The organism is Streptomyces cinerochromogenes, assembly GCF_014648635.1.
GTDB classification, from domain to species: Bacteria; Actinomycetota; Actinomycetes; order Streptomycetales; family Streptomycetaceae; genus Streptomyces; species Streptomyces cinerochromogenes.
Genome location: NZ_BMRM01000007.1, coordinates 211,555 through 234,412, shown reverse-complemented (window position 1 = coordinate 234,412; position 22,858 = coordinate 211,555). Strand labels below are relative to the sequence as shown.

At 72.8% G+C, this 22,858-nt stretch carries 20 protein-coding genes and 1 pseudogene; 10 read left to right on the top strand and 11 right to left on the bottom strand.

All coding sequences use genetic code 11. The features are described from left to right. Nucleotides 1-87 precede the first annotated feature (87 nt). Complete coding sequence (gene cyc2, locus IEZ20_RS16035) at nt 88-2,250, bottom strand: germacradienol/geosmin synthase Cyc2 (RefSeq protein WP_189298889.1); 2,163 nt, start codon at nt 2,248-2,250, stop codon at nt 88-90. A 152-nt stretch (nt 2,251-2,402) separates the two neighbouring features. On the opposite strand from cyc2, the gene IEZ20_RS16030 reads away from it, so the two are divergent. Together IEZ20_RS16030 and IEZ20_RS16025 are read left to right on the top strand one after the other, a co-directional pair. Continuing rightward, nucleotides 2,403-3,293 carry an alpha/beta fold hydrolase gene (locus IEZ20_RS16030; RefSeq protein ID WP_229896087.1) on the top strand — a complete coding sequence of 297 codons (891 nt, stop codon included), beginning with the start codon at nt 2,403-2,405 and terminating at the stop codon, nt 3,291-3,293. Continuing rightward, nucleotides 3,290-4,555, top strand: a complete 1,266-nt coding sequence (locus tag IEZ20_RS16025; RefSeq protein WP_189298888.1) for a cytochrome P450 — start codon at nt 3,290-3,292, stop codon at nt 4,553-4,555. Before IEZ20_RS16030 ends, IEZ20_RS16025 begins: the two co-directional genes overlap by 4 nt. Before the next feature lie 62 nt (nt 4,556-4,617). Here IEZ20_RS16025 and IEZ20_RS16020 read toward each other — a convergent pair whose 3' ends face one another. Both IEZ20_RS16020 and IEZ20_RS16015 read right to left on the bottom strand, forming a co-directional pair. Next, the gene (locus IEZ20_RS16020; protein ID WP_189298886.1) at nt 4,618-5,817 is read right to left on the bottom strand and encodes a damage-control phosphatase ARMT1 family protein; all 1,200 of its coding nucleotides are present in this window, start codon (nt 5,815-5,817) and stop codon (nt 4,618-4,620) included. A 22-nt stretch (nt 5,818-5,839) separates the two neighbouring features. Continuing rightward, the gene (locus IEZ20_RS16015; RefSeq protein ID WP_189298884.1) at nt 5,840-6,487 is read right to left on the bottom strand and encodes a ScbR family autoregulator-binding transcription factor; all 648 of its coding nucleotides are present in this window, start codon (nt 6,485-6,487) and stop codon (nt 5,840-5,842) included. 430 nt (nt 6,488-6,917) lie between these two features. On the opposite strand from IEZ20_RS16015, the gene IEZ20_RS16010 reads away from it, so the two are divergent. Then, nucleotides 6,918-7,859 carry a lytic polysaccharide monooxygenase gene (locus tag IEZ20_RS16010; protein WP_189298882.1) on the top strand — a complete coding sequence of 314 codons (942 nt, stop codon included), beginning with the start codon at nt 6,918-6,920 and terminating at the stop codon, nt 7,857-7,859. An 18-nt stretch (nt 7,860-7,877) separates the two neighbouring features. On the opposite strand, the gene IEZ20_RS16005 is transcribed toward IEZ20_RS16010, so the two are convergent. Further along, the gene (locus IEZ20_RS16005; protein WP_189298880.1) at nt 7,878-8,528 is read right to left on the bottom strand and encodes a Tat pathway signal sequence domain protein; all 651 of its coding nucleotides are present in this window, start codon (nt 8,526-8,528) and stop codon (nt 7,878-7,880) included. 640 nt (nt 8,529-9,168) lie between these two features. On the opposite strand from IEZ20_RS16005, the gene IEZ20_RS16000 reads away from it, so the two are divergent. From IEZ20_RS16000 to IEZ20_RS15990, 3 genes are all read left to right on the top strand, one after another. Then, the gene (locus tag IEZ20_RS16000) at nt 9,169-9,867 is read left to right on the top strand and encodes a DUF6230 family protein (protein ID WP_189299217.1); all 699 of its coding nucleotides are present in this window, start codon (nt 9,169-9,171) and stop codon (nt 9,865-9,867) included. Between the two features lie 5 nt (nt 9,868-9,872). Continuing rightward, nucleotides 9,873-10,325 carry a DUF6114 domain-containing protein gene (locus IEZ20_RS15995; RefSeq protein WP_229896086.1) on the top strand — a complete coding sequence of 151 codons (453 nt, stop codon included), beginning with the start codon at nt 9,873-9,875 and terminating at the stop codon, nt 10,323-10,325. Nucleotides 10,326-10,556: 231 nt separating this feature from the next. Further along, a complete protein-coding gene (locus tag IEZ20_RS15990; RefSeq protein ID WP_189298878.1) occupies nt 10,557-11,012 on the top strand; it encodes a tellurite resistance TerB family protein in 456 nt (151 codons plus the stop codon). Nucleotides 11,013-11,132: 120 nt separating this feature from the next. Here the strand turns inward: IEZ20_RS15990 and IEZ20_RS15985 are convergent, their stop codons facing one another. Both IEZ20_RS15985 and IEZ20_RS15980 read right to left on the bottom strand, forming a co-directional pair. Then, nucleotides 11,133-12,809, bottom strand: a complete 1,677-nt coding sequence (locus IEZ20_RS15985) for an aromatic amino acid ammonia-lyase (protein ID WP_189298876.1) — start codon at nt 12,807-12,809, stop codon at nt 11,133-11,135. Between the two features lie 112 nt (nt 12,810-12,921). After that, nucleotides 12,922-13,881, bottom strand: a complete 960-nt coding sequence (locus IEZ20_RS15980; RefSeq protein WP_189298874.1) for an ABC transporter substrate-binding protein — start codon at nt 13,879-13,881, stop codon at nt 12,922-12,924. Between the two features lie 224 nt (nt 13,882-14,105). Here IEZ20_RS15980 and IEZ20_RS15975 point away from each other — a divergent pair, with 224 nt between their 5' ends. The 4 genes and pseudogenes from IEZ20_RS15975 to IEZ20_RS15960 all read left to right on the top strand — a co-directional run bounded on the left by IEZ20_RS15975 (nt 14,106) and on the right by IEZ20_RS15960 (nt 18,187). Beyond that, on the top strand, nt 14,106-16,691 hold the full coding sequence (locus IEZ20_RS15975; RefSeq protein WP_189298872.1) for a sensor histidine kinase: 2,586 nt from the start codon (nt 14,106-14,108) through the stop codon (nt 16,689-16,691). Continuing rightward, on the top strand, nt 16,688-17,164 hold the full coding sequence (locus IEZ20_RS15970) for a roadblock/LC7 domain-containing protein (protein WP_189298870.1): 477 nt from the start codon (nt 16,688-16,690) through the stop codon (nt 17,162-17,164). Before IEZ20_RS15975 ends, IEZ20_RS15970 begins: the two co-directional genes overlap by 4 nt. Before the next feature lie 16 nt (nt 17,165-17,180). Next, nucleotides 17,181-17,598 (top strand): annotated as a pseudogene (locus IEZ20_RS15965) (DUF742 domain-containing protein). Continuing rightward, a complete protein-coding gene (locus IEZ20_RS15960) occupies nt 17,585-18,187 on the top strand; it encodes a GTP-binding protein (RefSeq protein ID WP_189298866.1) in 603 nt (200 codons plus the stop codon). The pseudogene IEZ20_RS15965 and the gene IEZ20_RS15960 overlap by 14 nt, the downstream one beginning before the upstream one ends. 182 nt (nt 18,188-18,369) lie before the next feature. On the opposite strand, the gene IEZ20_RS15955 is transcribed toward IEZ20_RS15960, so the two are convergent. From IEZ20_RS15955 to msrB, 5 genes are all read right to left on the bottom strand, one after another. Beyond that, nucleotides 18,370-19,038, bottom strand: a complete 669-nt coding sequence (locus IEZ20_RS15955) for an ABC transporter permease (protein WP_189298864.1) — start codon at nt 19,036-19,038, stop codon at nt 18,370-18,372. Next, a complete protein-coding gene (locus IEZ20_RS15950; protein ID WP_189298862.1) occupies nt 19,035-19,688 on the bottom strand; it encodes an ABC transporter permease in 654 nt (217 codons plus the stop codon). Before IEZ20_RS15950 ends, IEZ20_RS15955 begins: the two co-directional genes overlap by 4 nt. Continuing rightward, on the bottom strand, nt 19,685-20,818 hold the full coding sequence (locus IEZ20_RS15945) for an ABC transporter ATP-binding protein (protein WP_189298860.1): 1,134 nt from the start codon (nt 20,816-20,818) through the stop codon (nt 19,685-19,687). Before IEZ20_RS15945 ends, IEZ20_RS15950 begins: the two co-directional genes overlap by 4 nt. A 228-nt stretch (nt 20,819-21,046) precedes the next feature. Then, nucleotides 21,047-22,342 carry a PP2C family protein-serine/threonine phosphatase gene (locus IEZ20_RS15940; protein ID WP_229896085.1) on the bottom strand — a complete coding sequence of 432 codons (1,296 nt, stop codon included), beginning with the start codon at nt 22,340-22,342 and terminating at the stop codon, nt 21,047-21,049. Nucleotides 22,343-22,434: 92 nt separating this feature from the next. Further along, nucleotides 22,435-22,842, bottom strand: coding sequence for a peptide-methionine (R)-S-oxide reductase MsrB (gene msrB / locus IEZ20_RS15935; RefSeq protein ID WP_189298856.1), 408 nt, complete (start codon nt 22,840-22,842; stop codon nt 22,435-22,437). Between the last annotated feature and the right edge of the window lie 16 nt (nt 22,843-22,858).

Here is a 22,858-nt window from a genome sequence, read left to right as displayed (position 1 = left end):
CTGTTGTTCCCCTTACTCCACAAGACTTCCGAGGGCTCACCGTAGTTCCCCGAATGCCCGATTCCGTACGAGAAGTTTCGGTGACCGTCAGCGAAGCGTGAGGGCGGGCACGGCGGGTGCGCGGTCGGGCAGGAAGCCGTGGGCGCGGCGGCCGAGCCACTCGGCCTTGTAGCGGTCGACGCTCCGGTGCCAGTTGAGGATGCCGGCCAGCCAGTTCTGCAGGTCGAGCACATAGTCGCCCAGGGCGGTCCGCGCTTCCTGCGACAGCTGGAAGTCGTCACAGAGAACGGGAAGTTCGTGGGCGATGACGTGCTCGAACTGCTGCATGCGCTGGGTCATCAGGTCGTGGACGACGGCGAGCGCGGCCGGGTAGCCCACGCCGAAGAAGTTCTGCACGACGAGGACGGAGTTGTGGATCTCGCCCTCGTACTCGATCTCCTTCTGGTACGAGAAGACGTCGTTGAGCAGGCAGGCGTAGTCGATGGCGGCGTTCTCCAGGGAGCGCACCGGGCCGCTGGCGTACACCTCGGCGGGGATCGCCGGGCCGTGACCCGTCCGGCACAGGCTCAGGGTGAGGTCGGAGCCGAAGGTGGAGCGCCGCATCTCCAGGTAGTCGACCGGGTCGGGGATCCGGTTCTGGAGCTGGTTGGACAGCTCCCACACCCAGCTCTCGGTCATGGTGTCCACGGCGGCCTTGAGGGTGCGGCGCTGGTCGGCGGTCATCTCCGCCGTGGTGCGCGTCCAGAGGTCGATCAGCCCGCGCTCCATGGCGTCGCCGGGGACGACCGTCGGCTCGCCCTCGACGGGCATGCACCGCGACAGCCGGGCCGTGGTCAGGCGGGCGGCGGCCAGGTCCCTGCGGTGGCCGTAGACGAGCGGGTAGTAGTCGTCGCCGTACGTTCCCCAGGCGAGCCACTGCGCGCTGAGGTCGAGGGCCTCGGGGGTGGCGTCCGGGTCGAGGCCGGCGGAGCACAGGGCGAGGTCGTACGCGGCGAGCTTGTCCTCGTCCCAGACGCCCTCCTGGAGGATGCCCATGCGGTGGCACCAGTCGACGAGGCGGCCGCGGGCCGCGTCCAGGTGGGGGCTGAGCCGTAGCTCGAAGGGCATGTACAGGTCGGGGATGCGGGACGGGCCGACCTTCTGGTAGGGCACGTGGGAGTGGGCGCGCAGGCGTTCCTGGGCGGCCGAGGCGAGGAGTGCGCCGATGTCGGCGGCGGAGGTGCCGGGTCCGCTCTTCAGCTGCCAGGGCGAGCCGGGCCGCGCGCCCTTGTTCATGTAGCGGCTGGAGCGCATGTGCCACTCGTGGCCGCCGGACTGCCAGTCCTGGAGTCCCTTGGTGTAGGCGGCGACCGCGGCGACCTCACCGGGGGTGAGGCCCTTCTCCAGGGCGACGGCGGGGACCTCGGTGAGCGCGGTGTGCTCGAACTGGTGCAGCCGGGAGGTGAGGACGTCGTTGACGATGTCGGCGGCCTCCTGTGTGGTGCAGCCGAAGAACTTCTCCAGGACGAGCACGCCGTTGCTGTTCTCGCCCTCGTCCTCGACCTCGCGCTGGTAGGAGAACAGGTCGTTGCGCAGGTGGACGGCGTCGGAGAAGGTCTCCATGAGGACGCGCAGCGGCCGGGTGCCGGCGACGGCGGCGGGCACCTCGGCGGTCGCGTACTCCACGAGCCCGGACGACCAGGGCGCGCCGCCGACCTTGCGGCGCATCTCGATGTACTCGACGGGGTTGGCGATCCGCCCCTCGTTGATGTTGGACAGCTCCCACATCGACTCGTTGAGCAGGTGCTCGGTGGCGACGGAGAAGCGGCGGCGCCAGTCCACGGACATCGACGGCACGGTCCGCGCCCACAGGTCCTTCAGCCCGGCCTCCACCGGGTTCTCCGGCTCCGGCACGGGGGTGGCGGGGTCGAGCGGCATGAACAGCGGAAGTCGGTCCAGGTGCGCCTTGCCGGCGGCGCGGTCCTGGGTGCGCTTGTACATGTCGAGGAAGTGGTCGTCGAAGAAGAACACCCACACGTACCAGTCGGTGATCAGCGAGAGAGCGGGTCCGTCGCAGTCGGGATGGGTGTAGGCGCACAGGAGGCCGTAGTCGTGCGCCTCCAGGTCGGCCTGGTCCCAGATCCCGGAGCCCTCCAGCATGCCCATCTCCCGTGCCCACGCGGTCGAGTGGGCACGGGCCTCGTCCAGGTGCGGGTTGAGCCGGGCGGGGTACGGCATGTAGAAGTGCGGGAGTTCGAACGGCTGCGTCATGGCCGGGCCCTACCCGGGTCCCCGGACCCCCATCCGCACGGCGGTACATGATCACACCATCGCGTGAACCGCCCGGGAAACCGGGAACTCCGGCGGGCGGTTGTGGCGTTGGTGCTCTTGCCGTGCCCGCGCGCGGGGGCCACGGTAAGCGCATGACCTCCTTCGCACTCCCCCATGAGGTGCACGGCGACGGCGCCCACAAGGTGTTCGCCGTGCACGGCTGGTTCGCCGACCGGTCGGCGTACGCGGCCGTCCTGCCGGACGTGGACCGCGCGTCCTTCGCCTACGCGCTGGTCGACCTGCGCGGCTACGGCGAGGCCCGGGACGCCACGGGTGCGTACACGACCGCCGAGGCGGCCGTGGACCTGGTGGAGCTGGCGGACCGGCTCGGCTGGGAGCGGTTCTCGGTGATCGGGCACTCCATGGGCGGCGCGGTGGCGCAGCGGCTGCTCGCCGTGGCTCCGCACCGGCTCCGCCGGATCGTCGGCGTCTCGCCGGTGCCGGCCTCGGGCATGCCGCTGGCCGGGGAACAGCAGGCGCTGTTCACGGGGGCGGCGCACCGGGCGGCGTACCGGCGGGCGATCATCGACGTCACCACCGGAGGGCGCCGGCCCGCCGCCTGGCTGGACCGGATGGTCGCCCGCTCGCTGGAGCGCAGCGACGCCAAGGCGTTCCGGGCCTGGCTGGACTCGTGGGCGGGTGAGGACTTCAGCGCGGACGTCGTGGGCAGCGAGGTGCCGGCGCTCGCCGTGGCCGGCGCGCTCGACCCCGCGCTGTCGCCGGAGGTCATGCGGCAGACCTGGATGTCCTGGTACCCGCGCGCGCGGCTCGCCGTACTGCCCGGCGCCGGCCACTACGCCATGGACGAGACCCCGCTGGAGCTGATCCGCACCGTGGAGGACTTCCTGCGGGCGGACGGTACCGACGGTACCGACGGAACGGATGCGGCGCGGGAGGCGAAGGAAGCGGTCGAAGCGGTCGAGGCGCATGAAGCGGTGGAAGTGAGCGAAGCGGTCGAGGCCCGCGAGGGCGAACCCGCGTGAGCGTGCCCGAGGCGCCGCCGGTCCCGGACGTCTTCGACCCGCGCCGGTACGCCGCCGGTGTGCCCTACGACGCCTACCGCGTGCTGCGCGACCACCATCCGGTGGCCTGGCAGGAGGAGCCGGAGGTGCTGGGCTGGCCGGCCGGGCCCGGGTTCTGGGCGGTGACCCGGCACGCGGACGTCGTACGCGTGCTGAAGGACGCCGGGACGTACTCCTCGTACGCCGGTGCGACGCAGATCCGCGACCCGGACCCGGAGGACCTTCCGTTCGTCCGGCGGATGATGCTCAACCAGGACCCGCCGGCGCACGGGCGGCTGCGCCGGCTGGTGAGCCGCGCCTTCACGCCGGGGCGCGTCGACCGGTTCGCGGAGGTGGCCCGGGAGCGGGCGCGCACGCTGCTCGCGGGTGCCCTGGCGACGGCGCGGGAGGGGGACGGCACGGTCGATCTGGTGGCCGCCGTCACCGACGAGTACGCCCTGCTGAACCTGGCGGATCTGCTGGGCGTCCCGGACGGTGACCGGCATCTGCTGCTGCACTGGACGCAGCGGGTCATCGGCTACCAGGATCCGGACGAGGCCGGTCCGCCGGTGCGGGACGGGTCGGGCAGGCCGGTGAACCCGAGGTCACCGGCGATGCTGCGGGACATGTTCGCCTACGCCGGACAGCTGGCCGCGCACAAACGACGGCACCCGGCCGACGACATCATGACGACGCTCGCCCACGAAGCCGAACTCGCCGGTGCCGAGCTGGAGATGTTCTTCTTCCTGCTCACCGTGGCGGGCAACGACACCGTCCGCAGCGCCGCCCCGGGCGGGCTGCTGGCGCTGGCGGAGCACCCGGGGGCGTACGAGCTGCTGCGCGCCGGGAAGGTCGGCGTACCGTCCGCCGTGGACGAGCTGCTGCGCTGGCACCCACCGGTGCTGACCTTCCGGCGGACGGCCGTGCGGGACACGGAGCTGGGGGGCCGGGCGGTCCGGGCGGGCGACAAGGTCGTGGTGTTCCACGCCTCGGCCAACCGGGACGAGCGCGTCTTCGCCGATCCCGGCCGGCTCGACCTCGCCCGCTCCCCCAATCCGCACGTCTCCTTCGGGGACGGCCCGCACGTCTGCCTGGGCGCCCACTTCGCCCGGCTCCAGCTGCGGCTGCTCCACGAGGAGGTGCTGCGCGTGCTGCCGGGGCCGCCGCGGCTCGCCGGACCGGCCGGGCGACTGGTGTCGAACTTCATCAACGGCATCAAGTCACTGCCGCTGGAGATCGCCTGACGGGTCGGCGCGAAACAGCTCACTGCCGCGTGAGCCCACCTGATGGGCCGGCCCGGATCAGCTCACTGCCGCGGGAGCTCGCCCGACGGGTCGGTCTGGATGAGCGCGTGCGTGCCGCTCGTCCGCCAGGTCTGCCCCTCGGCCTCCTCCAGCGCGGCCTCGGTGGCGGGCGTGAGTCCGGTGATCACATCGGACTTGAGGGTGCGCAGCGCGGCGACCGGGCCGGGGAAGTACGCGGTCGTCTCCCGGAAGGGCGTGGTGGGCGGCCACAGCCGGTCGCCCACCAGGCGGCGGTAGTTGAGGTCGCCCTTGAGGACGGTCAGCGTGGCCGCGGCGAACTCGGCGCGCAGGTCGTCCGGCATCGCGCTGTAGGGCAGCGGGGCGCAGGAGAAGGGGTGGGCGCGGACGGTGAGCCGGCCGTCGGCCAGGGCGGACCACAGCACGCGCCCGTACTCGGCGGCCACGCCCGGGGCCGCGCGCAGCCGGTGCAGCGCGTCGACCACGTCGGCGGTGGTGGCGTCGGAGACGTAGTACGGGTACGGCTTGACGTGCAGGACCGCCCGCGCGGCCCGGCCCTCGGCGAGGAGGTGGGCGATCAGCAGCAGGTCGGGGACGAGTTCGCGGCCCGCGTTGTCCGCGACGAGCACGAGCGTGCCCGCTCCGCCGGGCGGGAGCAGCGACCAGAGGGTGTCGCTGTCGTCGGCGACCAGCGCGGGGGCCGGCTCCCGGGTGTCGGCGCCCGCGGCGGAGATCCGGAAGCCGAGGTCGGCGCGGTTGCCCCACAGCGAGCCGTGCAGCAGGGCGCGGGCCCGCTCCTGTTCCGGCCGGCCGGGCAGGCCGTCCAGGGCGGCCAGTTCCTCGTCGGTCTCGGGGGCGTCCAGTTCGGCGCGTTTGAAGGGCCGGAAGGGGTCGATGCCCTGCCAGGCGCCCGGGCCGAACCAGCCGACGGCCTCCAGGAGCCGGCGGTAGAAGTAGCTCTCGGACCACAGCCAGGGCACGTCGTACCAGGACCGGCCGGCGTACTCGGCCAGGCCCCAGCCGTGCCACCGGTCCCGGTCCGGGGCATCGGCGGGAAGCGGCTCGACCGTCCCCTGGGTGCAGCTCTTCAGCAGCTCGTCCAGCGCCGCGTGCTGCGCGGGTCCGTACGGGAACGCCTCCCGTACCTGCCGGATGATCGCGGGGTGCCGCTCGGCGAGCACGCTGTGCGGGAACGAGCCGGGTTCGTTGCCGAGGATCACGGGTGCGAAGGGGGTGTCGGGCATGTCCGTCACGGTATCGCGGGTGTCAGGCGGCGCGGATCTCCCGCTCCAGCTGCGTGGCGAGGGTGACGTAGCGGGGGCGGCGGTGCACCGGGACGAGGCCGCGGATCATGAGGTGCCACATCTCGGCGACCCTCCGCGGCAGCCGTCCGACGGGTTCCAGCGAGCGGCCGGCGACCCGGGTGCCGATGAAGAAGCAGACGAGGGAGTGGGCGACGGCGCCGACGTCGAGGTCGCCGTGGACGTCGGCCTCCCGGACCGCTCCGCCGAACTTGCGGGTGGCGAACTCCAGCCACTCGGTGAACGGGTGCCGCAGCGGCGGCCGTACGGCGATGTCCGCGGTGGCGAGGCGCAGTCCGGCGCGCGGCACGGGGTCCTCCACGGCGAGCCGGGCGATTCCGAACGTGGTGCGCATCAGGGCCTCCAGCGAGGAGCAGCCGCGGCCCTCCACCTCGGCCACGAGCTGTTGCGCGGCCCTGGCCTGGAGTTCCAGGATGGCGTGGGCCAGATCCTCCTTGGCGGCGAAGTGGAAGTACAGGGCGCCCTTGGTGACCTTCGCGTGTGCGACGATGTCGCTCAGACTGGTGGATTCGTAGCCGTGCCGGTCGAACAGGTCGGCGGCGGCAGTGATGATCGTTGCCCGAGTCTGCTCAGCGCGTAACTGCCTCGCCATCTGGGACCCCTCCTCGCACCTCTAACGAACAGGACATGCGGTTTGTTTTAACCCCTTGCATACGATAACTCACCGAGGGGCAACGGGAGTCCGGCATGCCGCGCCCGCGTCGCGACACGTGTCAGCGCCCCCGCGCGGCGCGGGCCGGTCGCTCTCTCCTGCGTGAACGGGCGAGCCCACAGCGGTGCCCCCTTCGATGCCGGGCGGTGCCCGGCAGCCTCGTGACGACGGATGCCGTCCCCATGATCGCCACGATACGAGGCGGACCGCCGGCTCCTCAACGGGTTCCGGGAGCAGGCGCAAAACAGCCGAACCGGTCGGTGCTTTCACGCCCCCCGCGCGCGGACGCGCGGAGACGGCTGAACACGGCGGGCGCCGGTGCCGTACTGGACGCCGCAGACCCCGTTCCCGCGCCCGCGAGGAGACCCGGATGACTCGGATGACCGCCCGCCTGGGCGTCAGGGTGGCCGCCGCGACGGCCCCGCTCCTGCTCCTGCCGTGGACTGCGGGGCCCGCCGTGGCGCACGGTGCCCCGACGGACCCGGTCAGCCGGGTCTACGCCTGCTCGCCCGGCGGTGGCGCGGTCCGGACGGCGGCCTGCCGGGCCGCGATCGCGGCGAACGGCGCCCCGTTCACCGCCTGGGACAACCTGCGGGTGGCGGGGGTGGACGGCCGTGACCGTGAGGTGATTCCGGACGGCCGGCTGTGCAGCGGGAACCTGCCGGCGTACCGGGGCCTGGACCTGCCCCGGCGGGACTGGCCGGCGACGCGGCTGGCACCGGGCGGCCGGCTGACGCTGACCTACGCCTCGACCATCGCGCACACGGGCACGTTCCGGCTGTACCTGACCCAGCAGGGGTACGACCCGACGAAACCGCTGACCTGGTCCGACCTGCCGGAGCGACCCTTCGCCGAGGTCACGGACCCTCCGCTGCGCGACGGGGCGTACCACCTGCGCGCGACGCTGCCCGACGACCGGACGGGGCGTCAGGTGCTCTACACGGTCTGGCAGAACAGCAGTACGCCGGACACGTACTACGCGTGTTCCGACGTGGTGTTCCCGGAGCGCGGGAAGGCCGGCGGGACGGCACGGTCGTCGGCGCGGCCGCAGGGGTCGCCGAGCGGACCGGCGTCGCCGGAACCGCGGACGTCGTCCGGGGTGAGCGCGCCGGCGGAGGGCGCGGCACCGGCCGCGGGCAGGAGCGGTGGGCGGGCCGAGGGTGCCGCCGGCGGCCGGGCCGAGGCCGCGGAGACCGGGCACGGCGGCTCGGGGCCGTCGGCGCCCGTGCTGGCGGGCGGCGCCACCGCGGTGCTGCTGCTCACCGGGGGCGCCGCCCTCACGTTCCGGCTACGGCGTCTGCGACGACGTTGAACCGGGCGGTGCGGTCGGTCAGTTGACGTAGACCCGGGCGCCCGCGTCGGTCACGGGCGCGTACTTGGCGGTGAAGTAGCCGTTGGCGAAGCACAGTGAGGAACCGGAGACCTTGCTGAACTGCTGGTTGGTGAAGTTGATGCTGCTGTCGGCGTTGTCGGCCTTGCCGGTCAGGTTGGGCGCCTGGTAGACGCAGGTGACGGTGCCCAGCAGGGTGCGCAGCTGCACCGTGGCCTGGATGGCGGTGCCGCTCGGGGGCGAGACGGTGAGGGTGCCGTCCGAGGTGATCGTCGCCGAGTAGGGCAGGTTGTTGATGGTGATGCCGTTGACGCCGAGGACGCCGGTGACGTTGCTGGTGCAGGTGGCACTGTCGAAGGTGTGCGCGGTGACGGACTCGGTGGCGGTGCCGGGCGCGGCCGGATTGCCGGTGGCCTTGGCGGTGAACTGCGAGCCCGCGCACTTCACGCCGCTGGTGCCGGTCGCGCTGGAGTAGAAGGTGGCGAAGGTGCCGGAGGCCAGGGGCGCGGTCAGGGTGTCACCGACGGCGACCGCGGTGCCGCCGGTGCTGCCGGTCGTGAGGACCGCGCCGGCCGCGGAGGCCGGGGCGGCCCAGGTGAGGGCGAGCGCCGTGGCGGTGCCGGCGACGGCGAGGAGGGAGCGCGTACGCATGCGGGTGCCTCTCTTCCATGTGGGGGGACAGCTGAGGTGAGGTGGGGGGTGGCGGGTGGAGCGGGAGATGCCGCCGGCGCAGGGCCGTCGCGCCTTCTCCGTACGCGGCGGACCCGCGACGGCGGCACACCGGCACCGGCCGAAGGCCTCGGGGGAAGACCTCCGGCCGGGCCGGACCAGGGGCGGCCGGGCACGCGAGGAAACAGGGGGAACGACCGTGCCGGTGCCGCGGTGCGAGGTGGAGCGGTTGCCGTGACAGGGCCGGGAACGCGGCCGGTGCCGCGAGGGCGCGGGGGGTTCCACGCCGGTGACGCGACGGATGCCGCTTGCTGGATCCGGCGCCACGGATCCGGGGAAACAGGGGAAGTTGTAGACCTCGTCAACCGTCAACGTCAAGGAGAAGAAGGGGAGTTGTGGCAGGCGGAGGCGGCCCGCCCACATCCGACACCCTTTTTTCACATCTCCCTTGACCCCTGAAAGTAACCGGCGGTAACTTCCTCGAAAGGCTACTGCCGCGTAACGAGAAAGCCCTTGCGCCCGCCGGGAGTTGCGAGGAGGCGTACGCGGCACCCGCTGTCCGCGCCAGGACACCGCGCCACTGAAGCCCAACCCGCATTGATCCATGCCCATGGGAGCAGACATGGCCTCGTCCCCGGACGTCCCGTCCACCGGCAACACCCCCGAGAACCCGGGGAGCGACACCTCCTCCGACACCCCTGGCGCCACCGGGGCCACTTCCGGCGGCGAGAGACGGGGACGCGTCCGGGCCCGTCGGGCCGCGGTGATGGCCGTACCCGCCACCCTGGTCGCCGCCGGCCTCGCGGTCCTCACCGCGCAGGGAGCGCTGGGCGTGCAGTTCGCGATCTCCGGCATGCCGTTCACGGTCACCGCGACGGAACTGAACGGCACCGGTTTCGAGCAGTTCGGCGGGCTCGACAACATGTCGGAGGGCAGCCCGAACGCCGGGGACAGCGGCGGCCAGGTGCTCATCATCACCTCCGCGATCAAGCACGCCACGCTCACCAAGCTGTGCCAGAGCGTCGACCTCGGAGGCACCAACCTGCTGATCACCGCCGGCAGCGGGTCGGAGAAGGTCAGCGCGACCGACCTGACCACCGACTCCACCGAGCTGTCGGGTGACGCGGCGTTCAACAACATCGAGATCGGCAACGACGCCAGCACGCTGACCAAGGCGGGCGTGAAGGGTCCGATCGGCGTCTTCAGCCAGCAGGCCGACACCGTGCGGATCGCGAACCTGCGGCAGACCAACTACGCGACGACGGCGGGTGTGTTCAAGCTGCCGGGTCTCAAGCTGCGCTTCAGCGACTCGGGCTGCTGATCGCCGTGCCGGACCGTCCACGTCGGGGACCGAGGCTCGCCTTCCGCGGATGGCGGGCCCGCCGGCCGTTCTGGGGCGGGCTGCTGCTCGCCCTCGGCGGCGGCGAGATCCTGCTCACCGAGAAGGCCTCGCTGAAGGTCGTCCTGCACATCGGCATGCAGGGCCTGGCCGGCTATCTGCTGCCGGGCCTCATGGTCCTGCTGGGCCTGCTGATCCTCTTCAACCCCGCCCAGCGGCTCTTCTACTCCATCACCGGCATCCTGCTCTCCCTGGGCACCTGGCTCACCTCCAACCTGGGCGGCTTCTTCATCGGCCTCCTCCTCGGCGCCACCGGCAGCTGCCTCGCCTTCGGCTGGCTCCCGGACCAGGAACCCCGCATGAGCCGCCGCAGGCGCCGCAAGCTGGAGCGCGCCGCGGGTCACACGCTCGGATCGGAGGGGGTGGAGGGGGCGGCCTGACGGGGGCGTGGGTGAGTGACGCCCCGCCTCCCGGGACGTCGTCGCTGTGCTCCGGCCGCGTCCGCCGTGTGCGCTGTGCGCGCCGCGTGCGCGGACTCGGTCCGGATCTACGGAACTCCACGGCCGCCCCATTCGTTTCTACATAACTGTAGAAGCTATCTTCTACAGTGCTGTAGAGATCACCCGCCGGGATGCTGCCGGAGCATCAGGCGGCCGATACGAGGAGCGCACATGGCCCTGTGGGACCGCATCAAGGAGTCCGCGTCGCAGATGCAGACCCAGTTGGTGGCGAAGAAGAACGATCTGAAGAGCGGCGCGTTCCGTGATGCGAGCATGGCGATGTGCGCGCTCGTGGCCGCCGCCGACGGGACGGTCGACCCGTCGGAGCGGCAGCGGGTGGCCCAGCTCATCGCCACGAACGAGGTGTTGCAGAACTTCCCGGCGGACGACCTCCGCCGCCGCTTCGAGCAGAACCTGGACAAACTGACGGCGGACTTCGCCTTCGGCAAGGTGAGCGTGCTGCAGGAGGTCGCCAAGGCCAAGAAGAAGCCCGCCGAGGCGCGGGCCGTCGTCCAGATCGGCATCGTCATCGGCGGCGCGGACGGCGACTTCGACAAGGACGAGCAGGCCGTGGTGCGCGAGGCGTGCTACGCGCTGGACCTTCCGCCGCACGAGTTCGACCTCTGAGCACTGCGCGCGTTCCGCGGAGCGCGAGGACGGGGGCACGCTCGGCGACCTCGACCGTGCCCTCGTCCGGGCTGCCCGCGCGGAAACCTCACACGGGCGAGGGAGACCGGAGCGCCCGTGTCACAACGCGGCCAGGAGGGGCAGGAGTCGGGCCGCCGTCGCGATGTCCCCGGTCAGCGGGCGGTCCTCCAGGCCGGTGGGGAGTGCGGAGGCGGCGAGGGTGAAGGCGGGCGTGGCCGGCGGTGCCGTGCGCAGGCGCAATGCCCGCACCGCGACGACGAGTTCGCAGGCGAGGACGGTGGCGTAGGCGGCGTGGGCCCGGGACGTCTGGCGGGCCGCCTGCCCGGCGAAGCCGGCGGCTTCCTCCAGCCCGTGGGAGAGGACGGCGTGTCCGGCCGAGGCCGGTGCGGCGGCGCCGGAACGCAGTTCGGCCAGCGCCGAGTTGGCGGTGTACTCCAGGATCATCGTGCCGGAGCTGCCGGGCGGGCCGGTGGTGAGGAAGGCGGGCAGGCCGGTGAGGTCGGGGCGGCTCAGCGCGGACAGGCGTGCGGCGGAGAGCTGCGCGGTCTTCAGCAGGGCCAGGTTCAGGCCGTCCAGGGCCAGGGCGAGGGGGGCGGCGAAGAAACCGCCGTGGTGGTAGAGGCGGCCGTCGGGGGTGAGGACGGGGTTCTCGGTGGGGCAGTTGATCTCGACCTCGACGATCCGGCGCAGCGCGGCCGAGGCGTCCAGTGCGGCACCGTGCACCTGCGGGAACGCGCGGAACCCGTACGGGTCCTGGATCCGGCGTCCCGCCGGCGCCGGCCCGGGCGCCGCCGGCTCGTCGGGCAGGCCGAGCAGGCGCCGTACCTCGGCGGCGGCACGGGCCGGGCCCGGGTACGGCCGCAGGGCGTGCACCGGCGCGGCGTACGCCTCGGGCGAGCCCGAGACCGCGGCCAGGGACAGCGCGGCGACGGCGTGCGTGGCCCGGAGCAGCACCTCGGTCTCGTGCCCGGCCAGCGCGGCCTGCGCGAGGGCGAGGGCGTTGCTGCTGAGGAACGCGAGGGCGTCACCGGCCCGGAGGGTGACGGGCGCGGGCAGTTCCCCGGAACTCCGGTCCCCCTCGGCCACCGGATGCTCAAGGGGGGTCGGCAGGACCGCCTCCTCCGCGACGGCACCGTCAGGGGCACCCTGTGGTTCAGGGGCCGTCCGCACAGCGCCGCCCACGGGCACGGACGCACGCACCCCCTCCCCCGGCACCCCGGTGTCGGCGGGTGCCGCCGGAGAGCCGTCCCCCGTCAGCCAGGGGCGTTCCCCGAGCAGGGTCAGGGCCGTCTGGGCCAGGGCCGTGAGGTCGCCGGTGCCGACGGCGCCGTACTCGTCGACCGCCGGGTGCACGCCCAGGCGGAGGGCGTCGGTGAGGGCGGTGACGAAGGACGGGTGGATGCCGGAACCGGCGGCGAGGAGCTGGTTGGCGCGGATCGCGAGCATGGCGCGGACCGTCCGGGCCGGCAGCGGCGCTCCGGCCCCGCCCGCGTGGCTGCGCAGCAGACGCAGGCCGTGGCCGGTCTCGTCGGCCGGGTCGACGGCGACGGAGCGGTGGGCGCCGACGCCGGTACCGCGGCCGTACCAGCGGCCCGTCGCGGCGAGCCGGTCGGCCGTCTCGCGTGCGCGGCGGACCCGGTCCAGGGCGGCGGGGTCGACGGCGGGTACGGCGGTGGCGTCGGCGAGCCGGACCAGGGCGGGCAGGGTGAGCCCGCGGCCGTCGAGCGGGACGCGGGTGTCCCCGGGAGGCGGGGGCACCCGCGTCGGCACGTCCACGGTCGTTCCTGGTCGTTCCTGGTCGTTCGGGTCGTTCGGGTCGTTCGGGTCGTTCCGTTGCCCACGGGCGCGGGGCGCCCGGGTGGCTCGGGCTGTGGGCGAGCCCGGGCCGTCAGTCCAGGCCCGCGGACTGCAGCCAGGCCTTGGCGACGTCCAGCGGGTCCTTGTTCTCCGTCTGCACCTGGGTGTCCAGCTTCTGCAGGGTCGCGGTGTCGAGCTTGGCGGAGACCGCGTTGAGCGCGTCCACGCCCTTGGCGGGCAGCGCGCTCTTGTAGACGAGCGGCTGGACGTTCTCGAAGCCGAAGAGGTTCTTCGGGTCCTGCAGGACGACGAACTTCTCCTTGGCGATGTTCGCGTCCGTGGTGAAGAGGTCCGCCGCCTGCACGGCGTCCTTCTTCAACGCCGCCAGGGTGAGCGGACCGCCCGCGTCCAGCGCCTTGAAGGACTTGAACTCCACGCCGTAGACGGACTTCAGGCCGACCAGGCCCTGGTGCCGGGTCTGGAACTCCGGCGAGGCGCCGATGACCAGGTCCCCGGCGATGTCCTTCAGGTCGGCGATGGTGGAGTTCTCGGTGAGGTGGTACTTCTTCGCGGTGGCCGCGTTGACCGTGACCGAGTCCTTGTTCTCCGCCGCCGCCGGGTTCAGCAGCGTGAGCTTGGAGTCCAGCTTGGCGTTGACGGCCTGGGTGGTCGCGCCGAGGGTCTTCGGCGTCGCCTTCGGGTCGAGATAGGCCAGCAGCGCCCCGTTGTACTCGGGCAGGACCGAGATGGAACCGTTCTTGATCAGTCCGTAGGTGGTTTCGCGGCTGCCGATGTTCGGCTTGTAGGTGACCTTGATCCCCTTGGCCTTGAGCGCCTCACCGTAGATGTCGGCGAGCAGGGTGCTCTCGGGGAAGTTGTTGGATCCGACGACGACGCTGTCGCCGCTCGCCCCGCCCTCGGTGAGGGGGTTGCCGCCCTTGTCGTCCTTGGAGGAACAGCCCGCCAGCAGAGCCGTCGCCGCCACGAGGGCGACCGCCGCCGCGCCTCGGTTCCTCCGGATGGACCTGCTGATGTGGGTTGTGTAAGTCACCCACTGATCCAATCCAGCCCGTTCTCGGTCAGTCAAGGGCCGCAGATCACCGATTGGCCTCAATCTGCGACCACTTGTACACGCAGAGCGGTGTCTTCGTAACGGATTCTTGATGAAAGGTGGGCTGATCCGCCCCTCGACCGGCCTGTAGTCTCGGGCCGGTCGGAATCGAACACAGCGGTGCGCGGGGCCCGCTCCGGTGTCGTGAGCACGAAGGAGGCCCGGTGTCCACGAACGAGGTGGACGCACCCGTCCGGCACGCGCCCGAGCAGGACGGCGCACCCGGCCGGCACACACCCGAGCAGGACGGCGCACGAGCGGCGTTCGCCGACCGCTGGCCCTTCCGGCGCAAGCTCAACCTCCTCGTCGGCATCCCCCTCGCCGTCATCGCGGTCCTGCTGGCGTACCTCTTCACCGACCTGGTGCAGCAGTCGTCCAGCGCGGCCTCCGCGGCCCGGCTGGTGCGGAACAGCGCGCAGGTGGCACGGCTGGTGGACCGGGTGGAGGCAGAGCACCAGCAGGCCATCCTGCTCTCCACGCGCTACGAGTCCGGGGACGCGCGGCCCTCGACGTCCGCCTACCGCGCGGCACAGCGCGCCGTCGACTCCCAGGTGAGCAGGGTGCGCGAGACCTTCGGCGCCCGGCTGCCGGAGAGCGAGGCGCAGGCCCTGCGCGGGGTCGAGGGCCTCACCAGCCTGCGCGCCTCGGTGGAGCAGTCGTACCTGCCCGCCGACAACATCGACCCGGCCTACGCGGGCGCCGCGCAGAGCCTGATCGACGGCCTCGGGCTCGACCGCGACGCCGACTTCGCCGACACCTTCACCGGCAGCCTGCTGGACTCCCTGCTGCGCGCCGACGCCGCCCACGGTGCCTTCGAGACCAACGTGTTCGCCGCCACCACCGGCGACACCAACGCGCTGATCGAGTTCACCAACGCGGTCGGCGCCTACGACCTCTACACCCACCAGGCCGCGCGCTTCGGCCGGTTCGCCACCGAGACGCAGGCCGAGCGGCTCTCCGGCATCGAACACACGCGGGCGCAGCGGGAGATCGCCGAGGCGTACGCCGAACTGCAGGTCGGCATCGGCCGGTTGCAGACGGACGACCAGGCGCGGCTGCGGCGGTCGGTGCGGGACGCGCTGGGCGACTACCCCGCCTACCCCGAACAGGCCGCCGCCCGGCTGAGGATCACCACCGCGCTGATCGGCGAGATCGCCGACCGCGCCGACGGTGCCGCCGACACCGCCCGGTGGCGGGCCGGGCTGCTGCTGAGCGGCACGCTGATCGCCTTCGCGCTGTGGATCGCCTTCGCGGTGCTGGTGCGCCGCTCGGTGGTCCGGCCGGTGCAGGCGCTCACCGGGGCGGCGCGGGAGGTCGCCGAGGTGGCGGGGCGCGAGCTGGCGCGGGTGGCCGACGACGACGCCGAGGACGACGGGCCGCCCCGGCTGCGGGACATGCCGGTCACGGCCCGCGACGAGATCGGCGACCTGGCGGAGGCCTTCAACCGGGTGCAGACGACAGCCGCCGCGCTGCTGGAACGCCAGGTGCTCAGCCGCCGCAACACCGCCGAGATGTTCGGCAACGTCGGCCGCCGCGTGAGCAACCTGACCACCCGCCAGCTCGCGCTGATCGACGCCGTGGAGCGCGGCGAGACCGACCCGGCGCTGCTGGAGCGGCTGTACTCCATCGACCACATCGCCGTACGGCTGCGCCGCAACGCCGACAGCCTGATGCTGCTGGCCGGCATCCGCGAGACCGTGCTGGACGCGGGGCCGACGGCGCTGTCCACCGTGGTCCGGGCCGCGCTCGGGCAGATCGAGGGGTATCGGCGGGTACGGCTGTACGCCGCGTCGGACGCCCTGGTCGAGCCGGACGTCATCGGCGACCTCACGCTGATGACGGCCGAGCTCCTGGAGAACGCGGTGGCGTTCTCACCACAGGACAGTCCCGTCGAGGTCACCGTCCGCTCGGGCGCCGGGGGCACGCACATCGTGGTCACCGACCACGGCCTCGGCATGAGCGCCGAGCGGCTCGCCGAGGAGAACGCCCGGCTGATCCGCCGGGAACGCCTGGACCTGGTGCCGACGAAGGTGCTGGGCCTGTTCGTGGTCGGTGCGCTGGCGCGCCGCTGGGAGATAGGGGTCGAGCTGACCCGGACGCCGGGCGGCGGGGTGACGGCGGAGGTGACACTGCCGGCCTCGCTGCTGGTGGCACCGGCCGCGGGCACGAAAACCCCGGCCACCGCCGCACCGGCACCAGCACCAGCACCAGCACCAGCACCAGCACCAGCACCAGCACCAGCACCAGCACGGAAGACCACGACGTCGGGACCGGCACCGTCCCGGGACCTGCCACCCGCGCCGGACCCCGCGCACGCGAGGACCCCGGCCGACGGCACCGCCACCGACGAGCCCGCCCGCGCGGATCACGGTGCGGGCCCGCTGCCCCGCCGTCTCCCCCGCCGCGCGCCGGACGAGTCGCGGCCCCCCGCGCCCCCTCCCTCCGGCACCGGACGCCCCCTCCGCCGCCGCGTCAGAGGGGCCACGCTCCGGACCACCACCGGTGCCGCACCGACGACCGTGCCGCAGACCGTACGACCGCTGGACGCGGAAGCCGTCCGCAGCGAGCTGGAGGAGTTCGAGGAAGCGGTGGAACGCGCCCGGCGCGACGCCGGCACGGACCCCCTCACCCGCCGGGACGGCATCGGCGGGAACAGCGACAGCGGTAACAGCCGTGACAGCGGTGACAGTACCGCTGTCAGTGATGACAGTGATGACAGCACCGCCTCCCGGAAGGAGCCCGAGAGTTGAGCACGTCGACAGGTGACAGCCCCACGGGCGGCACACCGCAGACCGACCTGCAGGCCGCCGCGGCCGACTTCACCTGGCTGCTGAACCGCTTCGCGACCGAGACCGCCGGCGTCGTGGACGCGATCGCCGTGTCCTCCGACGGCCTGCTGATCGCCGTGTCCGAGCTGCGCGAGCACGCCGACTCCGAGCGGCTCGCGGCGATCGTGTCCGGCATCACCAGCCTGGCCGCGGGCGCGTCCGGCAACTACGGCCTGGGCGGGCTGAACAAGGTCATCATCGATCTGGAGGGCGGGCACGTCATCGTCTCCGCGATCGGCAGCGGCGCCGTGCTCGGCGTCGTCACCGACAAGGAGGCGAAACTCGGCAACGTCGCCTACGAGATGACGCTGTTCGCCAACCGCGCCGGTGCCGCGCTCAGCCCGCAGCTGGTGCTGGAGCTGAAGAACAGCGTCGGCGCGGCGACGGCCCGCTGAGAAGGAGAGACCTCCCATGGCGGACGGCAGCGCGCCGCCGGGCCCGGACCCGGTCGGCCCCGCCCCCGCCGTACGGCCGTACCTGGTCACCGCCGGCCGGGTCGCGGACGCCGCCTCCGGCCGGGCGCTGCCCGTGGAGACCCAGGTGGTGGCGACCGCCGAGGGTCTCTTCGCGCTCGGCGGGCTCTCCTTCGAGCAGCACGACATCGTCGCCGCCTGCCGGCTGCCGCAGTCCCTCGCGGAACTCGCGGCCCGGCTGCGGCTGCACCTGAACGTGGTCCGCGTCCTGGCCGAGGACCTGCGCGAGGAGGGCCTGCTGGCGGTGTACGTGCCGGACGCCGAGGCCACCCACGACGCGTCCGTCCTGCGCAGGGTTATCGATGGCCTGCGGGCCGTCCCCGACTCCCCGAGGGGTACCGAGTGACACCGACTGAACCGCTCCCGGCCCGGGGCCCGGCCGCGCCGGCGGCCGTGCGGCCGCCGCTGCCGGTGAAGATGGTGATCGCGGGCGGCTTCGGCGTGGGCAAGACCACGGCCGTCGGCGCGATCTCGGAGATCGAGCCGCTGACCACGGAGGCGTCCATCACCGAGGTCGCGGCCGGCGTGGACGACCTCACGCACACCCCGCGCAAGACCACGACGACCGTCGCGATGGACTTCGGCTGCCTCACCATCGACCCCACCCTCAAGCTCTACCTGTTCGGCACGCCCGGGCAGGAGCGGTTCGGGTTCATGTGGGACGACATCGTGGAGGGCGCGGTCGGCGCCCTCGTCATCGTGGACACCCGCCGGCTGGACGACTGCTACGCGGCCGTCGACTACTTCGAGCACAAGGGCATCCCGTTCGCCGTCGCGGTGAACGCCTTCGACGGAACGGTCGAGCACGCGCTGGAGGAGGTCCGCTGGGCGCTGGACGTCTCCGCCGGGGTACCGGTCGTGGTGTTCGACGCCCGCGAGCGGGGCTCGGTGCGGGACACGCTGCTCGTCGTCCTCGAACTCGCGCTGGCCCGCTCCGAGTCCTAGGGGGTTTCGTTTGGAACAGGTCGGATCAGGCCGCGGCGTCCGGTGCGGTGCATCGCAAGGCGGAGGATCACCCGCGTACTGGGCGTACTCGGGTGGTCCGACAACGCGGCGAGGTGCCGTGCCGGGCGTCGCGGACCCGGGCTGATCCAAACGAAACCCCCTAGGCGTCGGCGGCCGGTGCGTCAGCCGCCGCGGCGCACCCCCGGCGACACCGTGAGCCGGGACGCCGCCCAGAACACGGCGAGCGTCGCGAGGGCGAGACCGGCGACGAGGGTGGCGCCGCCGACGACCTTCTCGTAGTTCTTCTGGTAGAGGCCGTCGATGATGTACCGGCCGAGGCCGCCGAGGCCCACGTAGGCGGCGATGGTGGCGGTGGAGACGATCTGGATGGCCGCCGTGCGCAGGCCGCTGAGGATCAGCGGGAGCGCGACCGGCACCTCCACCTGGAACAGCACGCGTGCCTCGGGCATCCCCATGCCCCGGGCCGCGTCCACCGGGGACGGGTCGACGGAGCGGATCGCCTCGTAGCTGGTGACCAGGATCGGCGGTACGGCGAGCACCACCAGCGGGATCATCACCGGCAGCATTCCGAGGCCGATCCAGATGACCATCAGCACCAGCAGGCCGAAGCTGGGCAGGGCCCGGCCGGCGGTGGCGATGAGCGCGAGCGCGTTGCCGCCGCGCCCGGTGTGGCCGGTGAGCAGGCCGACGGGCAGGCCGATCGCGGCGGCGATCAGCAGGGCTTCCAGGGAGTACGTGAGGTGCTCCGTGAACCGGGTGGGGATGCCGTCGTAGCCGTGCCAGTGGGCGCTGTCGTTGAAGAAGGCGTGTGCGAAGTCCAGGACGTTCACCGGGTGGTCCCCTTCCGCGGCATCCAGGGGGTGAGGAGGAGGCGGACGAGGACCAGTACGGCGTCGGCGAGGATGCCCAGTACGGCGATGGTCAGCACCGAGTTCACGGCCAGGGCGGGCCGGTGGTAGATCTGGGCGTCGTACAGCATGTTGCCGAGGGCACCCTGGTTGCCGATGAGCATGCCGACGCTGACCAGGGAGATGCTGGAGACGGTGGCCACCCGCAGGCCGGCGATGATGGCGGGTGCGGCGATGGGCAACTGCACCTGGAAGTACCGGCGTACGGCCCCGAAGCCCATGGCCTGGGCGGCGGCCAGGGTCTCCGGCGGCACCGAGCGGACACCGTCCACGATCGCCGGGACCAGCACCACCAGGCTGTAGAGCGCGAGCGGGATCATCACCGTGGTCTCGCTCTGCCCGAAGTAGTCGATGAGGACGACGAAGAAGGCGAGGGAGGGGATGGCGTAGAGGACGGTGGTGACGCCGAGGACGGGCGGGTAGATCCAGCGGAACCGCACGCACAGCTGGGCGACGGGCAGCGAGACGAGCAGCCCGGCCAGCACCGGAAGCAGGGCCTCGCGCAGGTGCAGCCCGACGAGGCCGAGGTAGCTGTGCTGGAGGTCGCTCGGGAGGTCGAAGAAGCCGTTCACCGCCCGGCCTCCGCGTCTTCCCGCTCGGCCACCCCGCTGTGGGCGGCGCGGATCGCCTCGCCGATGACCTGCTGGGAGACGACGCCGACCGCGCGCCCCTCGCCGTCCACGGCCACCGCCCACCCGGTCGGTGAGAGCACGGCGCCGTCGAGCGCGGTGCGCAGCGAGTCGGTGCCGGGCACGAACGGCCGCCCGAAGTCCAGGAGCCGGCCGGGGTCGATGGCGCCGGCGGTGAGCCGGTCCGGTTCGCTCCAGCCGAGGGGCCTGCCGTCGAGGTCGGTGACGAGGAGGAAGGGGGCCGCAGGGGCCCGGGAGGCGAGCCGGGCGGCGTCGGCGTCGATCGCGACGATCGGCGCGGTCTGCAACTCCAGCCCCGCGGACGGGAAGAAGGAGAGCCGGCGGATGCCGCGGTCGGCGCCGAGGAAGTCCTCCACGAAGGAGTCGGCGGGGGCGCTGAGCAGTTCGGCGGGCGGGGCGAACTGGGCGAGCCGGCCGCCGGTGCGCAGCACGGCGACCTTCGTGCCCAGCTTGATCGCCTCGTCGATGTCGTGGGTGACGAAGACGATGGTCTTGCCCAGCTCGTCCTGGATGCGCAGCAGTTCGTCCTGCAGGCCCTTGCGGACGACGGGGTCGACGGCGGAGAACGGCTCGTCCATCAGCAGCACCGGCGGGTCGGCGGCGAGGGCGCGGGCCACGCCGACGCGTTGCTGCTGGCCGCCGGAGAGCTGGTACGGGTACCGCTTGGCCAGGGCGGTGTCGAGTCCGACCCGTTCCATCAGCTCGGCTGCCCGGGCCCGGGCCTTCTGCTTGCCCCAGCCGAGCAGGCGGGGCACGGTGGCGATGTTGTCGAGGATGGTGCGGTGCTGGAAGAGACCGGCGTTCTGGATGACGTAACCCATCGACCGGCGCAGGGTGTTGACCGGCTGCTGCCGGATGTCGCGGCCGTCGAGGAGGATGCTGCCCTCGCTGGGCTCCACCATCCGGTTGATCATCCGCAGGGTCGTCGTCTTGCCGCAGCCGGAGGGCCCGACGAGGACGGTGATCGCGCGGTCCGGTATCTCCAGGGACAGCCGGTCGACCGCCACCGTGCCGTCCGGGTACCGCTTCGTGACTGCATCTATCCGTATCAAAACGCCGCGTACCCTTCGGGCCGACCGATCCTGGGCTGGTGCGGGGAGAGTCTAGACCGCGCGTGTTTCCGCACTACGAAGGGAGCGGGGCGGGGGTCGGTGCCGGGGCGTCCATCACGACGGCCGGCGCGTCGTCAGCTGAGGGTCGGGGTGGTCAACCCGGGTCGCCTGGCAGTCAGTTGGCCGCCCTTCGAAATCTGACCCTCACTCAGCCCCTCGCATCGCGTTTCAAGAGCCTCCCGCACTCCCCGTCCCCGCCCGCACCGCAGCCGCCTCACGGATGTGGGGGCGGGCCGCGAGGACGGCTACGTCGTCCTCGGCGTGGCGGGCGTCGAGGCGGGTGAGGATGGTGTCCAGGACGGTGTCGAGGGCGCAGTCGGCGGTGAAGCGCAGCGCGGCCAGGCGGGCCAGGGAGCGGTCGATGTCCTCGCCCCGGCGTTCCACGAGCCCGTCGGTGAACAGCGCGAGGGTCTCGCCGGGCGCCAGCCGGTGGGTGACCGGCTCGTAGCCGCCGAGTCCGGTGCCCAGCGGCGGCCCGACCGGCACGGACAGCACCCCGGTGGTGCCGTCCCGGTCGATGAGCACGGGCGGGAGGTGGCCCGCGCTGGCCAGGGTGACCTGCCCCCGGCCGGGGTCGACGCGGGCGAGCAGGCAGGTGGCGGGTCTGCGGTCGTCCTCCCCGGCGGCGATGTCGTCCATCTGCCGCAGCACCCGGTGCGGCGGCAGGTCGGCGGAGGCGATGTAGCGCAGCGAGGAGCGGTAGGCGCTCATGTCGACGGCCGATTCCAGGCCGTGCCCCATGACGTCACCGACGACCAGCAGGGTCCGCCCGAAGTGCAGCCGCACGGTCTCGCACCAGTCGCCGCCGACCAGGGCGCTGCGGCCCACCGGAAGGTAGCGGATGGCGACGTCCAGGTTGGGGTGCGGCCGGCCGGGCTCGGCGAGCAGCGCGCGCTGCAGGTCCCCGGCGGTCCGGCTGACCTGCTCGTAGGCGCGGGCGTGCCGCAGGTGCGAGGCGGCGCGCTCGGCGAGCAGGGCGAGCAGCTCGGCCTCGGCGCGGCGCAGGGGCTGCCCGGGCCGCGCCCACACCAGGACCCCGTACTGATCGTCCCCGCTGGTCAGCGGGGTGCACAGGGCGGCTCCCGAGCGGGCGGCACCGGTGTGCTCCAGCCAGGGGTCCGGGCCCGTGCCGACGGCCGGTACGTCCGTCTCCCGGGCCGCGGCGGCGGCCCACCGGACGTCGGGCAGCAGTTCCGCGTCCCCGGTGATCGCGTCGTACCCGGCGGTGCCCTCCCTGCTGCGGCGCAGGACGGCGGCGGCTCCGTCGGCCAGTCGTACGGCGGCCCGGGTCAGCTCGGTGCAGGTGGTGGCCGCGTCGAGGGTCGTACCGATCCCGGCCAGGGCCTCGCGCAGGGCGCTCGGTGACGCGGCGGCCCGCCCGGCCTCGCCGGGGCCGCCGCCGTCCGGGCGGCGGCCGGCGTCGACGGGCGGGGGCCTGCGACGGGACCGGATCCACCGCGCCACACCCAACACCCTCACAGAATCTCAAACCGGGACGGCCGGGGCACCAGCCCCGGCCGTCGAGGCGGCCCCGCGGGCGGGGCCCCGCTCTCGGCTCAGCCCTCCTGGGGGGTCAGCCGCAGGGAGATGGAGTTGATGCAGTACCTCTGGTCGGTGGGGGTGGGGTAGCCCTCGCCCGCGAAGACGTGCCCCAGGTGGGAGCCGCAGCGGGCGCACCGCACCTCGGTGCGGACCATCCCGTGGGAGCGGTCCTCGACCAGCTCCACGGCGTCGGTGTCCTTCGGGTCGTAGAAGGACGGCCAGCCGCAGTGCGACTCGAACTTGGTCTCGGAGGTGAACAGCTCGGCGCCGCAGGCCCGGCAGGAGTACACACCCTGGGTCTTGGTGTCGGTGTACTCACCGGTGAAGGCCGGCTCGGTGGCGGCCTGGCGCAGCACGGCGTACTCGGCCGGGTTCAGCTCCGCGCGCCACTGCTCGTCCGGCTTCTCGACGTCGTACGACATCAGTTCTCAGCCCCTT